At 66.6% G+C, this 15288-nt stretch carries 13 protein-coding genes; 3 read left to right on the top strand and 10 right to left on the bottom strand.

What is annotated here, in order from left to right; translation table 11 throughout:
- Window positions 1-50 precede the first annotated feature (50 nt).
- From HQN78_RS05940 to wecB, 7 genes are all read right to left on the bottom strand, one after another.
- Window positions 51-836: a hypothetical protein gene (locus HQN78_RS05940; RefSeq protein ID WP_235088502.1), complete on the bottom strand. Its 786-nt coding sequence runs from the start codon at window positions 834-836 to the stop codon at window positions 51-53.
- Entirely contained in the window at window positions 833-1696 is an 864-nt protein-coding gene (locus tag HQN78_RS05945; protein WP_107798919.1) for a YaiO family outer membrane beta-barrel protein, read from the bottom strand. The genes HQN78_RS05940 and HQN78_RS05945 overlap by 4 nt, the downstream gene beginning before the upstream one ends.
- Entirely contained in the window at window positions 1686-3563 is a 1878-nt protein-coding gene (locus tag HQN78_RS05950; RefSeq protein ID WP_235088504.1) for a polysaccharide deacetylase family protein, read from the bottom strand. Before HQN78_RS05950 ends, HQN78_RS05945 begins: the two co-directional genes overlap by 11 nt.
- On the bottom strand, window positions 3560-4528 hold the full coding sequence (locus HQN78_RS05955) for a hypothetical protein (protein ID WP_235088506.1): 969 nt from the start codon (window positions 4526-4528) through the stop codon (window positions 3560-3562). The genes HQN78_RS05950 and HQN78_RS05955 overlap by 4 nt, the downstream gene beginning before the upstream one ends.
- Entirely contained in the window at window positions 4525-5067 is a 543-nt protein-coding gene (locus tag HQN78_RS05960) for a hypothetical protein (protein WP_235088509.1), read from the bottom strand. The genes HQN78_RS05955 and HQN78_RS05960 overlap by 4 nt, the downstream gene beginning before the upstream one ends.
- A gap of 463 nt (window positions 5068-5530) precedes the next feature.
- The gene (locus HQN78_RS05965; protein WP_235088510.1) at window positions 5531-7129 is read right to left on the bottom strand and encodes a glycosyltransferase family 2 protein; all 1599 of its coding nucleotides are present in this window, start codon (window positions 7127-7129) and stop codon (window positions 5531-5533) included.
- A gap of 2 nt (window positions 7130-7131) precedes the next feature.
- Window positions 7132-8301, bottom strand: coding sequence for a non-hydrolyzing UDP-N-acetylglucosamine 2-epimerase (gene wecB / locus HQN78_RS05970; RefSeq protein WP_235088516.1), 1170 nt, complete (start codon window positions 8299-8301; stop codon window positions 7132-7134).
- A 406-nt stretch (window positions 8302-8707) separates the two neighbouring features.
- Here wecB and HQN78_RS05975 point away from each other — a divergent pair, with 406 nt between their 5' ends.
- Window positions 8708-9280: a hypothetical protein gene (locus tag HQN78_RS05975; protein WP_235088518.1), complete on the top strand. Its 573-nt coding sequence runs from the start codon at window positions 8708-8710 to the stop codon at window positions 9278-9280.
- A gap of 7 nt (window positions 9281-9287) precedes the next feature.
- Here the strand turns inward: HQN78_RS05975 and HQN78_RS05980 are convergent, their stop codons facing one another.
- The 3 genes from HQN78_RS05980 to HQN78_RS05990 form a co-directional block, all read right to left on the bottom strand.
- Window positions 9288-10631, bottom strand: a complete 1344-nt coding sequence (locus HQN78_RS05980; protein ID WP_235088519.1) for an MFS transporter — start codon at window positions 10629-10631, stop codon at window positions 9288-9290.
- Window positions 10632-10651: 20 nt separating this feature from the next.
- Complete coding sequence (locus HQN78_RS05985; RefSeq protein WP_235088520.1) at window positions 10652-12115, bottom strand: 2-hydroxymuconic semialdehyde dehydrogenase; 1464 nt, start codon at window positions 12113-12115, stop codon at window positions 10652-10654.
- A 268-nt stretch (window positions 12116-12383) separates the two neighbouring features.
- A complete protein-coding gene (locus tag HQN78_RS05990) occupies window positions 12384-13361 on the bottom strand; it encodes a LysR substrate-binding domain-containing protein (protein WP_235088522.1) in 978 nt (325 codons plus the stop codon).
- A gap of 173 nt (window positions 13362-13534) precedes the next feature.
- On the opposite strand from HQN78_RS05990, the gene HQN78_RS05995 reads away from it, so the two are divergent.
- A complete protein-coding gene (locus HQN78_RS05995; RefSeq protein ID WP_107798928.1) occupies window positions 13535-14347 on the top strand; it encodes a 2-keto-4-pentenoate hydratase in 813 nt (270 codons plus the stop codon).
- A complete protein-coding gene (locus HQN78_RS06000) occupies window positions 14344-15282 on the top strand; it encodes an acetaldehyde dehydrogenase (acetylating) (protein WP_235088523.1) in 939 nt (312 codons plus the stop codon). Before HQN78_RS05995 ends, HQN78_RS06000 begins: the two co-directional genes overlap by 4 nt.
- Window positions 15283-15288 lie beyond the last annotated feature (6 nt).

The following is a 15288-nucleotide window of genomic DNA, read 5'->3' on the forward strand; positions in this document are numbered from 1 at the left end:
GTACTCGCCGTGTCACGTTTTACGACGCGCAGCGGATCGTAAACAGGTTCTTATTCCCAACTCATCGCCCAGGCGTACAGCGCAATCATCATCATGACTTCCATCATCAGGCTGCCCAGTATGAAGAGCAGGGGCATGAACAGCAGCGAGCCGTAATGCAGCACCAAGGCGGCGGCGAAATAATGCAGCGGCGCTTCCAGCAACAGGTAGGCGAGGGACGCGCCGCTCAGGGCAAGCTTGTGCCAGAGCGGCTTTTCCAGCACGTGAAAGGTCAGCGCGTGCACCCAGGGCATCAAGAACAGCAAGGTCAGCACAAAGGTCAGGCAGGAGCTGTGATATTCGGGAAGCGAGTGGTTGAAGGCCGCCGGCAAGAAGGCGAAGTACACGCAGGCGCAAGCCTGGATGATGACGAACAAGCGCAGCAGATAGCGCAGCGGCATGTTTTCCGGGCTGATCAAAAACGACAGCAACAGCAGCAGCAAGCCGGCAAGCCCATTGCTCCACCATTGCCAGAACGAGGGCACCGAGGCCGGCAGATCCAGCCACGGCAGCCATAAACCCGGTATCCGCCCGTCCAGTATCTCCAGGCGGGAGAGCTGGGCGGGCACGCCGGTCGCCGCGATGCTCCACTCCGTAACCGCCTGCCAAAAGGCGAGCGTCTGCGGCAGGAAGGCGAGCAGCAAGAGATTGAACAGCAGCGGCAAGCCTAGGATCTCCAGCCAGCGCAGACGCCGGAACGGCTCGGTGCGCATGGCCCGGTGCAGGGAGATGCGCTCGCCGCCGTGACCGGTGTGGCGGACCGCCTTGAAGTGTTGCAGACGTTCTTGAAGGCTCATGGCAGGTTCCAGAACACGGCGGTGGTGATGCCGGAGCGGTCGTAATAAGGGCTGTGGTAGCGCTCGACCCCGACATGGATGCCCCAATGCCGGCCTATCCATTCCCTCCAGCTCAGTTGATAGAGCTGGCTGTCGAAGCTTTGCTTGGGCTGGTCGACGCCGATGGGCATATAGCCCTCGCCGCCGGCGTTGACGGCCAGGGTGATCAGGCGCCAGCGGTCGCGTCCATAGGTCACCGCGCCGTAAGCCTGCATCGAACTCACGCTGCCGGGATTGCTCAGCGTGCGGTGCACGCCGCCTTCCACCACCCAGGGCGAGTCGAAGTAATAAGCCATGCCCAGGGTCAGAATGCGGTCGCTATAGCCTTGGCGGTTGTCGTTGTAGGCCAGGCCGAAGGTGCTGACCAGATTGCGGCCGGGCAGCCATTTGCGGTTGAGGGCGGCGCCGTAATGGGTGCCGGGCCAGAAGGTGCCGCTGCTGCTGCGCCCCAATTCCAGCCGGCTGTACCAGTCCGGGTTGATGTCGTGGTTCCAGCCCGCGTTCAAGGCGATGCCGTGTTCGCCGAAACGGCTGTCCTGCTCCGCGATCCAGTCGAAGACGTTGCCGGCGTCGGTTTGCCATACCCCGGACAGATAGACGCCGTTCCAGGCGGGATTGTTTGCGGTGAGGCTGGAATGCTGTCCGCCAACTTCGATGCTGCGCGCCCAGGAGTACGGCTCCGGCGTCGAGGCTTCCGTCTCGACATCGGCGGCGGCCGGCGAGGCTTCGGCCGCCTCCGGGGCGGCGGCCTCGTCGGCGCGGGCTTGGCCAGCAAGGCAGCAGGCCAATAGGCAGAGGTGGGCGAGTGGTTTACTGAGCATGGCGGGTCTCCGTCGTGTCGCTCGTTGTTTGCAGATAGTCAAAGCGCAGGTCCTGCCCGGATTGGGCGCTGACGCGCCAGGCGTCCGGCAGCGCTTCTATCTCCGCTTTGCCGGAGCGCAGCACCGGTCTTGCCGAGCTTTTGGGCAGCAGCCAGCTTTGCCGCGCCAGGCTGCCTGGGTTGTGCGCGCTCACGCTGACCCAGGACGCGTCCCGGCCTTCCGCCGGCGCGACTTGCCATTGAGTCAGTTCGCGCTGGGACAGGAAGCGGGACAGCTGGGTCATCGTGTACCAATGAAAGACGCCCTGGTCGCGCAGCGCCCGGGTTTGAGCCAGCCATTGCTTGACCGTCTGCTGATAGAAGTAGACGCCCGGCGGGTGGAAATAGACCAGGCGCGCCACCCGCTGTTGCACGGCGAAGCGGGTCATGTCCTGCAGCCAAAGCGTCATTTGCTCGCTGGGCAGCTTATTGCGTACCGCTTCTTCGAAGGAGGCGATGCCGCCGTTGGCCGATACCGGGAAGGCCCAGGGCCGGCCATGCATGTCGGCGGGGTCGATATAGGTCCGGGTGGGGCCCATGGACAGATCGCCCACATAGTAATAAGCCAGCACCCCGTGTTGGCGCAGCCAGGCGGTCACCCAGTCCGGATGGTGGCCGTTGGGCGCCGAATACTCGGTGAGCGCTTGCTGGGTGAGGTTTTCCAGGTCTTGCTTGTTGTTGGCGAGATAGGACGCCCACTGCTTGCCGTTGTGCTCGTTGATGTTGAAGGCGAAGTAGTTGTGCATCCAGCCGCCGTGCGCGCCGATGTCGTAACCCAGCGCCCGCAAGCGGCGAACCCAGTCCTGGGCTTGCGCGTTATGGGCAAGGTCCATGCCCCGGTGGTCGCCGGGCTGATTGGTGTCCGGACCGGTGGTGAAATGGACGGAATAGGGGCCTTGCTCGAGAAAGCCCAGTTTTTTCAGCAGGTCCAGATAGGGGATGGCGTTGGCGTCGTCCACGTGCCAGTTCATCACCAGGCCGCCGACGCCGTCCGGCACCGAGGCGAGCTGAGGCAGATGCAGCACCCGCGTATTGAAAAAGTTCAGATAGGACTGCAGCCACAGGCCGTCGGTGCGTATCTTGAGAAAGGTGACCGGCAGGTTGACGAACAAGACTTTGCCGCGGCCGTAATCCCGCAGGCCGGCAATCAAGGTGCCGTCCGGGCCTTCGGCCAGCACCCGTCCCTGGAAAGAACCGCGGGTCGCCAGATAACTGAAGGCCGCCTGGTCGTAGCCGTAGGTCGAGGCCTGCAGCAAGGAGGGCTTGCCGCCGGCATAGGGCTGGAAGCGGCCGGGGGTGATGCCGAGTTCGGCCACCGCGGACGGCGACATCAGCATCAGGTCCCTGCGCACCATCTGCTTGCCCAGTTCCCGGTACAGCAGATAATCCACGCCCACCATGCGAGCGAGCGTCGGCTTGTCCAGAAAGCGGCCGCCGGCGTTTTCGCTGGCGGCGTCGTAATTGATCCATAAGGCGCCGCCCGCCTGCACGTATTCCTCCAGCACCCCGGCCAGCGCCGCGTCGACATGGCGGTGAATGGTGTCCGGCAAGATGATGCCGCGGATGCGGGCGCGTTGTTCCGGCTCCATGTCCACCAATTGGCTGGCGGTGATCTGCATCATCGCCACGCCGCCTTCGTTGGCCGCGTCCTGCCAGGCCAGCGCGTATTTGTTGCTGGCCGGCTTGTCTGGCAGCAATAGGGCGATGAAGGCCCTGGGCGGCGGCGTCCGGCTTGCGCTCAGCTTGTGCCAGATCGCGCTTGCCGCCAGCAATAGTCCAAGCAATAGGATGATGAACATCCAAAGAGGACATGATCGAATCTTGTTCATTCTTCCTGCCTTTGTTCTTGCTCCGCCGCTGTCGCCAGGCGGTGCGTCAATCCTTGAAAAACCGCTTCCTCCAGCACGTTCCAGCGCGGCGTTCCGCGCGCCGGCGCCGCCTGTCGCAGCCAGGCGCGCGCCGCGTCCTCGCGGCCGCCTCTCAGCGCGGCCAGGGCCAGCACGCCCCAGGGAAAGTCCAGATGAGCCTTGTCCTGGACAAGCCAGGGCCGGCCTTCGCCGCGCAGCCAGGCGTCGAAGGAGGCTTGACCGGGCATCGCCGGCAAATCCGCCATGTCGGGGAAGAGTTGCGCGGCGGCTTCCGGGTAGAAGGCGATGGGCGGGATGTCGCGGCTGGCGACGCGCCAACGCCGGGTTTTCGCCTCCCAAAAGGTCTTGGGCAGCGCCGCGGCCAGCTGGCGCATCCTCCGGCAGCTGGCGCCGGCGTTGACGCAGTCGTCGCGCAGCGCCGCGTAGACCTCGACGTTGTCCATCAGGTAAGCCAGCTTGGCGCCGGCTGTGTAGTCGTAAACGCCGCTGCGCGCTTGCCTCAGCCGCCACAACGCGCGCCGGGCGCGCGCCAGCGAGACCTGCAGGGCCGGCGGCATTTCTTGTCGCCGGTAGCGCCGGTTCAGCAAGGAAATCCACATGGCCAGCGTGGAGTCGTCGGCGTCGGCGTCGGCCGCCCGACGCCAAACACCGTCGGCCTGGCGTTCGAAACGGGGAAAACTGCCGTTGCTTTCCTGTCTGGGGGCCAGCCATGCCGTCCAGGCGTCCGCGGCGGAGGCGATGGACAGGCCCAGTTCGTCGGCTGTCAGCAAGGCTTTCATCGCGAAATAAGGGTCGACATGGCGACCATGCGCTTGCAGCAGGATGGCGCCGTCCTCGTCTTGATAGCCGGGCCAGCTGAGCAGGCCGGCTGCGGCCTGTCCCGCCCCGCAGCACAAGGCCAGCAGCAGATAGAGACGCTTCATCATCCGCGCGCCTTGCCGCGGACGCGGGCCCAGATGGTGCCGTGCGCGCGCAGAGGCGGCGTCAGCAAAACCCGGCGCGAAGAAACGGTGTTGGGCGCGTCCGGCGCGCCCAGCGCGGAATGGGCACCGATGGCGACGAGCCGGTCCGCCACGACCGGGCCCAGCAGCTGGCAGTGTTCCCGGCAGAGGATGGAGTGGTCGGACACGACGGCGCCGGTCACGACCACCCCGCGGGCCAGGCGCACCGGCCCGCTGGCCTTGACGCTGCCTTCTATCCGGCAGCCGGCGCCGATGCGCAAGCCGCCGCGCACCACCAGATGGCCGCGCAACAAGCTGTTTGCCGGCAACTGGAAATCGCCGTCCACCACCGCGCGGCGCATTTCCGCGTTAAAGGGATGGGCCGCGGGCAAGCCGCCGATGTCCACCTCCCTGAGCGGCCCGGCCGCGGCCTGCTGCGGCGGCGCGTCACCCAGGCGTATGCTTGCGGCTTGGATGCGCTGGAACAGGATGGGGCCGGCAATGTCCAGCGTCTCCTCCGCCACGGCCCGTCCGAACAGTTGGCTGTCCGGTTCGATGCGGACGTTCCGGGCGCCGGCCCAGCGCAGGATGGAGCTGCCTCGCCCAGGCTCAGCTCGCCGTCGGCCAGGACGCTGCGCAGGATCGCGCCCGGTCCGGTGGCGATGTCGTCATCGCAATGGATTTCCTTCAGAAAGCTGAAGTGGGCGGGGATGCGCAACGCGCCCGCGGCCAAGACTTCTTCGTCCACGACGGGGCGGGGTGTTTGTCCGAGGGCTTCCAGGCGGGCGTTCCAGTCTTGCCGCCATTCGTCCGAGTCCAGCGCGTCCAGCCGCTGCCGATAGTTGCGGGCGAAGACGTTGGCTGTGCCGATATGCAGCCGGTTGATGCCCAGCGCGGAGGTGTCGGTCTTGCGCAGCAATTCCAGCAGGCCGGGCAAGAGCGGCAGGGCGACCAGCGGCGCGACGCCCAAGATATAGATCAAGGCCATCATCCCGGCTGCCTCCGATAACGCTTGGTTTTGTCCCAATGCAGCGTTCTGTTTTTCTTGAAGGGTTCGATCAGCGACTGCTGCAGCGTGGCGCGGGAAATGGTGACCAGGCTGACGAGAAAACCCAGAATGGCGAAAGGCAAAATGCGCAGCCTTTTGCCGTTGCCGTCCAGATAACAGGCGACGCCGATCTCGAAGAAGGCGGCGAAATTGCCCATCGCGCTGTAGCAGACCAGGGCCAGGATCAGCAACACGCCGGGAGACGGCAACATGCTGTCGAAAAAGAACAGCAGCAGGGTAATGGCCCAGCCCAGCAGCAAGAGCGGGGACATGGCGTAAGTGCCCAGCAGCAAGAGCCCGTCCAGTTTTTCCCGCTTTTGCACCCCGCGGGTGCTCAGCAGGCGGCCGACGTGCCGCGCCAGCGCCTGATTGTGGCCGCGCGTCCAGCGCATCAATTGCCGGATGCGCACCGGCCAGCTTTCCGGCACCTCCTCGTAACACTCGGAGCGATTGGTGTAGACCGTGAGCCAGCCGCCGATCAGCAGCCGGTAGGTCAGATCGGTGTCTTCGGCCAGCACGTCGTCGTGCCAGCCGCCCACGCTGTTGAGCGCGGCGACGCGGATGCCGCCGACCGTGCCGCCGTACTGCGGCACCAGTTTCATATTCATCCTGGCCTGCTGGTCCACCTGATAGCCGCCGGCGCGCTCCATGTCCAGCATGCGGGTCAGCAGATTGGCGCCCGGATTCAAGGGCACCACGCGGCCCATCACCGCGCCGACCTCGGGATCGAAAAACGGCGCGATCAATTGCTTGAGCAAGCCGCGGCTTGGCAGGTAATCGGCGTCGAAGACGATGAACAGCTCGGTGTCGATCAAGGCCGTCGCGTCCTTCAGCGCCGCGGCCTTGCCGGGCTTGCCCTGGCTGCGGTGAAACGGCCTGATCACGTCCGGCCTGCGCGCCGCGATGCGGTCTATGATGGCGCGGGTGCCGTCCGTCGAGCGGTCGTTGACCGGCATGATGATCATTTGCCCCGGCGGGTAGTCGGACTCGAGCAAGGCCTCCATCGCATCGGCGATCACGGCCTCCTCGTTGTGCGCCGCGATGAAGACCGTGACTTTGGGCCAATGCGCCGTCTCAATGTCCAGATAAGGATGTCGCTGATGGCCGAACAGCCGGTTCAAGGTGAAGGCCATATGCCGCGCCGCGTACACCATGATCAGGAGCACCACGCCGTACAGCACCATGTTCAGCGCGCGCAAGGGCCAGATGAAGGGTTGGGCGCTGGCGCGCAGCAGCAGAGGGTCGTCCTCCTGGCTGACCGTGCGGCGGCGCGCTTCTTCGATCTGATCCAGGATCAGCTGCTGGGTATGGCGCAGGTCGACGTTGTCCGACGCCCCCTTGATGCTGACGGAGGGACGGACGGCGGCGGGGAGCGCGTCCGGGTCCATGGGCAGCGCCTCCATGGCGGCCCGGCTTTCCGACGACGCGGCCGCGCCGCGCCGGGACGCGTGATGGCCGGCGGCGGCCGGCTCCTTGGCGGACCAGGCCGGCGAACAGAAAATCAGCAGGATCAGCCAGAGCAGGGCTCGCGGTGCCATTCCTATCTCCCCGGCGCGGAGGCGAGAGCGCTGGCGGCCTGCCGCGGGCGCGGCAAGGCGGAGAGAATGGCGGCGATGCGTCTGCCGGCGCTGCCGTCGCCATAGGGGTTGTGGGCTTGAGACATGCGCTGGTAAGCCGCCTGGTCGTCCAGCAAGGCGCTGGCGTGGCGGACGATAAGATCCGTTTCGGTGCCCACCAGCTTGGCGGTGCCGGCCGCGAGCGCTTCAGGCCTTTCCGTGGTGTCCCGGGTGACCAGAACCGGTTTGCCCAGCGCCGGCGCCTCTTCCTGTATGCCGCCGGAGTCGGTGATGATCAGGTGGCAACGGGCCATCAGGTAGACGAAGGGCAGGTATTGCAGCGGCTCGATCAGGTGAATGTTGCGCACCCGGGACAGCAGCGCGTACACCGGTTGGCGAACATTGGGATTCAAATGCACCGGGTAGACGATGTCCACGTCCGGGTAGCGTTCCGCCAATTGGACCAGCGCGCGGCAGAAGCTTTCGAACTTCTCGCCGAACTTCTCCCTGCGGTGGCCGGTGACCAGCACCACTCTCGCCTCCGGCCGCAGATAGGAGAAGGCGGCGGCGACGCCGGCCTTGAGCTCCGGCTGCTGCTCCAGCTTCTTCACCGTCAGCAGCAGAGTGTCGACGACGCTGTTGCCGGTGATGAAGATCCGCTCGGGATCGACCTTTTCATTGCGCAGATTGAGACAAGACTCCTCTGTCGGGGCGAAATGCCAGGACGCCAGAATATCGGTGACGCGGCGGTTCATCTCCTCCGGCCAGGGGGAGTACAAGTCTCCGGTCCGCAAGCCCGCTTCCACGTGTCCAATCGGAATCCTGCGGTAAAACGCCGCCAGGCTGGCGCCCAGCGTGGTGGCGGTGTCGCCGTGCACCAGCACGACGTCGGGCTGGACTTCCTCCAGCACCTTGTCGACGGTTTCCACCAGTCTGGCGGTCAAAGACGCCAAGCCCTGAGCCTGTTGCATCAGCTTCAGGTCGAAGTCCGGCTTGATCTCGAAAAAATCCAAGACCTGATCCAGCATCTCGCGGTGCTGCCCGGTCACGCACACTTTTGACGCCACGCCCGGGCAGTCTTGCAGCGCGTGGATCACGGGCACCATCTTGATGGCCTCCGGACGGGTGCCAAAGATTGTCAGTACAGTAAACATATTGTCTCCATTGCAGCGATTCCAGGGCCTTGATACGGCTTACTTTGTTTGTTTTGTTAAAACTACTGTTTTTGTTTGTTTAAATTAAGCTAGCACAGGTTTGGCTAGAAACAAAGTTAAATATTTGTTTAAATCAATTGGTTTAATATTGAGCGAGTCAGTCGCCTGTTCGCCAGCGGGCCGAGGCCGTAGCGGATTGGGCGGATCCGCAGGCGTCGATCGCAGGATTCCGCCGGAATGCACCTGACCGAAGCGCTAGTGCCCGGGCCGGGATTACGGTGTGAAACTGCAATGGCATTTTTTTGTTAGCATGCGAGGACATATGCATGGGGAGCGTTAAATCGTTTGGGAAGCGGGCCTGAAGCGCCGGTGAGCGCGGTCGGCTTCAATCTGGGGAATTGTGCCCATGGAAAAGAAACAATGCCTTCATTGCGGGTACTGGCGCGGCGACGCGCCGCGCGATAGGCGGGCGCCGGCTTACGCCTGCCCGCTGTGTCAGGCGCCTTATCAGGAAATGTATCCGCAGCCGTTGCCGCGGCGCGAGCCGGAGCCGGCGTCCCGGCTCAAATGGGCCCATGTGGGCGCGGTGATCGTCGTCCTGCTGGCCGGCGCGGCGGGTTTGACGTACACGGTCTGGCCCAGCCAGCAGCAGGCCGAGGCCAGGAACGAGGCGGAACTGAGGGAAATCGCCGGCGTGGTGTTGCCGGGCGCGGAGCAGGCCAAGGAGGAGCTGTGCGGCGGCGAGGCTTTCGCCGCCGGCGCTTTTTGCCGCTGGGAGCCGGAGCTGGCGGCGGTGGGGCGCCGGGCGACGCTGGCGCGGAACTGCATGGAGGTGGTCTCCGTCCGGATTCACCCGGGCAGCAAGAGCCCGGAACGGCCCGATTTCGCGGTGGGGTGCCGAGACGCCGCCGGGGAGATGATGGAAATGAGTTTCAACGAGGAGGACTTGAAGGCCGGCGGCGCGGCGCCGGCCGAGTAGGGCCCGTTCAAGTCTCGCGGGCCGGGCCTGGGGCGTAGCTTCGCCGTTTGAACAAGAGGGCGACGGCGATGAGCGCGGCCGGCAACAGCAGCATGCTGAAAATCCAGTCCGGGCGCACCTGCTGACGCATCAGCTCGGCGCCAGCCAGCACCCCGAAGATGGCGCCGCCGCGGCCGACGCCGTACATGCCGCCCACTCCGCTGGCGCGGCAGCGGGTTGGATAAAAGGCGGCGGACAGCGAGGCCAGCGCCGATTGCCCGCCGCCGGAAGCGAAGCCCATGCAGAACACCAGCAAGCCCAGCTGTCCGCCTTGCTCGCCCTGGGCGACGGCGGCGCCTATCGCCCAGGCCAGCAGGCCGGCGACGGCGAAGTTGGCCGCCAGCAGGCGGTGCGGCTCGGCGCGGCCCATCCACCAGCCTAGCAGAATGGAGCCGACGCCGCCGCCCAGCGGAAACAGCGCGCTGATCCAGGCGAAGCGGCTCAGCGAGAGGCCGGCTTCCTTTAACAGCAGCGGCATCCAGTTCACCACCAGGTAATAGATCAACATGCTCATGAAGCAGCTGAGCCAGAGCAGCAAGGTGCCGACCGTCAAGGGCCGGCTCAGCACCGCGCGCAGGCCGGCGCGCGGCGCGTCGCCGTCGTCGCCCAGGCGGAAAGCGACGGCTTGCTCCAGTTCCGGCGTGGAGGCGAGGCGGCGCAGCCGCGCTTTAATCTCGTTGACTGAGCGCCGGCGCGCCGCCAGATAGCGCACCGATTCCGGCAGCCAGCGGTATAGCGCCAGCGCCAGCAGCAGCGGGAACACCCCGCCCAGCCACAGCGGAGCGCGCCAGCCGTAAGAGGGAATCAGCCAGCCTGCGCACAGGCCTCCGGCGCCGGCGCCCAGCGGAAAGCCGCACAACATGGCGCTGACCAGCAGCGCGCGGCGTCGCGCCGGGCTGTATTCGGACAGCAGGGTGATGGTGTTGGGCAGCGCCGCGCCCAGGCCGATGCCGGTGAACAGGCGGTAGACGGTGAGCGCGTTCAGCGAGTCCGCCGCCGCGGTCAGCAGGCTGCCGACGCCGAACAGCAGCGTCGACGCGATCACCGCGGGCTTGCGGCCCAGGCGGTCGGCCAGCGGCCCGCCCAGCAAGGCGCCGCCGGCCAGGCCGAACAGGGCGGCGCTGAGCGCCTGGCCCAGCTGCGGCTTGCTCAGCCCCCACTGCTCCATCAGCGCGGGCGCGATGTAGGACAGGGCCGCCAGGTCGTAGCCGTCGGCGAACATGACCAGAAAGCACAGCGTCAGCAAGACGGCGTGAAAGGGTCCCAGGCGGCTTTGGTCGATGAAGCGGTCAACATCCAGGGCGGCGGACATGGCGGCGTTCTCCCGGCGCGTCACAGCTTGACGCAGACATTGCTGATGTCGGAGTAGAAATCCAGCGAATGGCGGCCGCCTTCGCGGCCGAGGCCGGACAGCTTGCTGCCGCCGAAGGGGGTGCGCAGATCGCGCGCGTACCAGGCGTTGACCCAGACGATGCCGACCTGGACGCGCCGCGCCAGCTTGTGGGCGCGGTCCAGCCGCTGGGTCCACAAGGCGCAGGCCAGGCCGTAGGGACTGTCGTTGACGCGGCGCAGGATCTCCTCGTCGTCGTCGAAGGGCGCGATGTGGCAGACCGGGCCGAAGATTTCCTCGCGCACGCAGCGGGCGTGGTCAGGCAGGCCGGTCCAGATCGTCGGGCGCACATAAGCGCCTTGGTCGCGCGCGTCGCCGAACTGCGGCGTTTCGCCGCCGGTCACCACCACCGCGCCTTCCTCGCGCGCCAGCGCGAAATAAGACAGCACCTTCTCGCGGTGCTGGCGCGACACCAGCGGGCCCAGGTCCACGCCGTCCTCGTCCGGATAGCCCAGTTTCAGGCCCTCGGCGCGGGTTTTCAGCGCGGCGACGAAGCGATCGAAGATAGGGCGCTCCACATAGACCCGCTCGGTGCACAGGCAGACCTGCCCGGTATTGAAGAAGGACGATCTGGCCACCCCGGCCACCGCCGCGTCGAAGTCGGCGTCGGCGAACACCACGGCGGCGTTCTTGCCGCCCAGCTCGAAGGAGATGTCCTTCACGCCGTCGGCCACCGCCTTCATGATGGCGCTGCCGGTGCGCGATTCGCCGGTGAAGGACACGGCGCTGATTTGCGGCGCGCGGGTCAGGTGTTCCCCGGCCGAGCCGGGGCCGAAGCCGTGCACCAGATTGAACACGCCGGGGGGGACGCCGGCCGCGTCCATCACCTCGGCCAGCAGGGCGGCCGACGACGGCGTTTCCTCGGAGGGCTTGCACACTACGGTATTGCCCATCGCCAGCGCGGGGCCCAGCTTCCAGGTCAGCAGCAATAGCGGCAGGTTCCACGGCGCGATCACCGCCACCACGCCCAGCGGCTTGCGCACGGTGTAGTTGAACAGCAGGCCGCCGTCGGCCTGCGGCGTTTCGCAGCAGTCGTCCACCTGGGCGACGGCGAGATCGGCGAAGGTCCGGAAATTGGCGATGGCGCGCGGCAGGTCCAGCGTGCGCGCCAGGTGCAGCGGCCGGCCGGTGTCGGCCACCTCGGCGGCGACGAAGTCGTCGAAACGCGCCTGGATGCCGTCAGCCACCTTGTGCAGCAGCGCGGCGCGCTCCGGCGCGCTATAGCGGCCCCAGGGCCCTTGCAGCGCGTCGCTGGCGGCCTGGACGGCGCGGGCCACCTGGACGGCGTCGGCTTCTACCACCTGGTTCAACAGGAGGCCGTCCACCGGGCTGATATTGTCGAAGCGCTGGCCTTCCTCTTCGAATCGGCCATTGATGTACAGCGGCAGCAGGGCGGGGCGGCTCATGGTTTCTATCCTCGTCAACGGGGGGTGGACGCCGCGGTCTTAGAACCTGTTTACGATCTGCTGTGCGTCGGCGATACGGCGTTGAAAATGGTTTCGAAATGCTCATGTACCGTCTGTACACTCCGCTGTCTCAACCGTTTTCGCCTTGTCTCGCCTTAGCTCGCGAGATCGTAAACACGTTCTTAAGGGGCGACGCAATATTGGCGAGTGTAGGAAAGGCGGCCTTGGGCGCGAAAATGAATAAATCGAGTCTTGCTATTCCGCGCGCTTATACCTGATCCGCCGCGTCCAGCGCGGCGGCGGCCAGTTTCAGGCTGTCTATCATCTGCCGGGCCGCCGGCGTCAGCGGCTTGTCGGCGCGCACCGAGTAGCCGACGGCGGTGGGCGGCCCCACCTCGTCCAGCGGCAGCACCGCCAGCAGCTTGGCGGCGGCGAAGCGGCGCGCCGCCAGCCGCGGCATCAGGCCCAGGCAGTCCGAATCCACCAGCAGATTGACATTGGTCAGCAAGGACAGCGATTCCAGCAGATTGTCCGGCAGCGGGAGGCCGGCGTCGTGGAAGAACTGCTCGGCCACCAGGCGGGCCGGCGAATCCGGCGGCGGCAGAATCCACGGCCAGTCGCGCAGTTCGGCGAGGAGGGACGGCGGCGCGGCCAGCAGCGGATGGTGGCCGCCGGCCACGATGCACAGCCGGTTCAGATAGAGCGGCTGGTGGCGCAAGGGCAGTTTGCGGGTGAGCGGCGCTTCCGGGTCCGGCAGGCGGCCCACCACCAGGTCCAGTTCGCCGGCGGCCAGCGCCGGGAACAGATAATCCTGCGGTCCCTCGCGCACGGTGACCAGCAGCTTGGGCGCGTGGGCCTTCAGCCGCAGGATGGCCTGCGGCAGCAGGCTGGCGCTGGCGGAGATCTGGGTGCCGATGATGACATGGCCGCAAATGCCGCCCTTGAAGGCGTTGATCTCGTCGGTCAGATAGCGCAACTCGGCGATCACCGCCTTGACGCGCTCGCCCAGCAGCAGCCCGTATTCGGTGGGCGTCACGCCGCGGTTGCCGCGCAGGAACAGCACGGTGTCCAGCTGCTGCTCCAGCTCGCGTATCGCCTTGGTCACCGCCGGCTGGGTCAGGTGCAGCTCGCGCGCGGCGCGGGCGATGGACTGGCAGCGCAGCACCCGGTCGAACACCAAGAGCGGCCGCAGCTTGAGCCGGTTCAACACCATATCGTGAACGGAAAAGGGCGTGAGAGGGTCCATCGGCGCTCCTGTGCGGTTGGGACGGCGCGGCAGAAGACTATGGCATAACTTTAGGGAATAGCAGAAGCCCGGATATTCATTTTCTCCTTATCGCCGCGCTCCATAGACTGAACGCGTCCCACTGATACGGCGCGGTTTGGTCCGCGCCGGAGCGCTTGAATAAGGAGAACGCCTTGAGCCCAGTTCCACCATCCGCATTGCAAGCCGCCGCCGAGCAGCTGCGTCGCGCCGCCGACGCCGGCCAGCCCTGCGCGCCGGTGCGCGGCCTGCTCGGCGAGGGAGACGTCGACGCCGCCTATCAGGTGCAAACGCTGAATGTCCGGCATGCGCAGGCCCAGGGCCGGCGGCTGGTGGGCAGCAAGATCGGCCTGACCTCGGCCGCGGTGCAGCGGCAGCTGGGCGTGGCGCAGCCGGATTTCGGCCGCCTGTTCGCCGACATGGCGGTGTGCGACGGCGAGGAGATCGACAGCCGGCGGCTGCTGCAGCCCAAGATAGAGGCGGAAGTGGCGCTGCTGCTGGGGCGCGATCTGGACCATGACAAACATACGCTGGCCGATCTGTTCCGGGCGGTGGACGCGGTCTTGCCGGCGCTGGAGATCGTGGACAGCCGCATCGCCGGCTGGGATATCCGCATCAGCGACACCATCGCCGACAACGCGTCCAGCGGCCTCTTCGTGCTGGGCAACCGGCCGCGGCGGCTGGCCGACGTCGATCTGCTCGGCTGCGGCATGACGCTGGAGCTGCGCGGCGAGCCGGTCTCGGTGGGCGCCGGCGCGGCCTGTCTCGGCAATCCCTTATTGGCCGCTCTGTGGCTGGCGGACACGATGGCGCGGCGCGGCGAGCCGCTCAAGGCCGGCGACATCGTGCTGACCGGCGCCTTGGGGCCGATGGCGCCGGCGCGCGCCGGCGACGTGTTCACCGCCCGCATCCAGGGCCTGGGCGAAGTGTCGGCCCGCTTCGCCCCACTTCAGGGAGCATCCTCATGAGCCATCCCGCTCGCGTCAAAGCGGCCATCATCGGTTCCGGCAATATCGGTTGCGATCTGATGGTCAAACTACTGCGTCACGGCCAGCAGCTGGAATTGGCCGCCATGATAGGCATCGATCCGGATTCCGACGGCCTGGCCCGCGCGCGCCGCCTGGGCCTGGCCACCAGCCACCAGGGCGTGGAAGGGCTGTTGGCCATGCCCGGCGCCGCCGACATCCGCCTGGTGTTCGACGCCACCTCGGCCGGCGCCCACGCGCGCCACGAACAGCTGCTGCGGCCGCGCGGCGTCCGGGTGATAGACCTGACGCCCGCCGCCATCGGCCCCCATGTGGTGCCGGCGGTGAACCTGGACGCGCATCTGGACGCGCCCAATATCAATATGGTCACCTGCGGCGGCCAGGCCACCATTCCCATCGTGGCCGCGGTGGCCGCGGCGACGCCGGTGTTCTACGGCGAAATCGTCGCCTCCATCGCCAGCAAATCCGCCGGCCCCGGCACGCGCGCCAATATCGACGAATTCACCGAAACCACCGCCCAGGCGATTGTCGGCGTCGGCGGCGCGCGCAGCGGCAAGGCCATCATCATTCTGAACCCGGCGGAGCCGCCGCTGATGATGCGGGACACGGTGTTTTGCCTGACCGCGCCGGCGGACCGGGACGCCATCGCCCGCTCGGTGACCGCGATGGCGGACAAGGTCAGCGCCTATGTGCCCGGCTACCGGCTGAAGCAGGAGGTGCAGTTCGAGGCGCTGCCGGCGGAAGCGCTGACGGCCTATCCGGAACTGGCGCGGAGCGGCGGGCTCAAGGTGTCCGTCTTCATCGAGGTGGAAGGCGCGGCCCACTATCTGCCGGCCTACGCCGGCAATCTGGACATCATGACATCGGCGGCGATGGCCTGCGGCGAACGCGTCGCCGCCCGCCTGCTGCAAGCCTGAGGAGCC

Origin of the sequence: Chromobacterium sp. Beijing (assembly GCF_021496765.1) — a bacterium.
Lineage (GTDB): Bacteria > Pseudomonadota > Gammaproteobacteria > Burkholderiales > Chromobacteriaceae > Chromobacterium.

Coding starts and splice junctions, on each gene's coding strand:
- HQN78_RS05940 (WP_235088502.1), bottom strand. CDS start 836: ATGAGCCTTCAAGAACGTCTGCAACACTTCAAGGCGGTCCGCCACACC.
- HQN78_RS05945 (WP_107798919.1), bottom strand. CDS start 1,696: ATGCTCAGTAAACCACTCGCCCACCTCTGCCTATTGGCCTGCTGCCTT.
- HQN78_RS05950 (WP_235088504.1), bottom strand. CDS start 3,563: ATGAACAAGATTCGATCATGTCCTCTTTGGATGTTCATCATCCTATTG.
- HQN78_RS05955 (WP_235088506.1), bottom strand. CDS start 4,528: ATGATGAAGCGTCTCTATCTGCTGCTGGCCTTGTGCTGCGGGGCGGGA.
- HQN78_RS05965 (WP_235088510.1), bottom strand. CDS start 7,129: ATGGCACCGCGAGCCCTGCTCTGGCTGATCCTGCTGATTTTCTGTTCG.
- wecB (WP_235088516.1), bottom strand. CDS start 8,301: ATGTTTACTGTACTGACAATCTTTGGCACCCGTCCGGAGGCCATCAAG.
- HQN78_RS05975 (WP_235088518.1), top strand. CDS start 8,708: ATGGAAAAGAAACAATGCCTTCATTGCGGGTACTGGCGCGGCGACGCG.
- HQN78_RS05980 (WP_235088519.1), bottom strand. CDS start 10,631: ATGTCCGCCGCCCTGGATGTTGACCGCTTCATCGACCAAAGCCGCCTG.
- HQN78_RS05985 (WP_235088520.1), bottom strand. CDS start 12,115: ATGAGCCGCCCCGCCCTGCTGCCGCTGTACATCAATGGCCGATTCGAA.
- HQN78_RS05990 (WP_235088522.1), bottom strand. CDS start 13,361: ATGGACCCTCTCACGCCCTTTTCCGTTCACGATATGGTGTTGAACCGG.
- HQN78_RS06000 (WP_235088523.1), top strand. CDS start 14,344: ATGAGCCATCCCGCTCGCGTCAAAGCGGCCATCATCGGTTCCGGCAAT.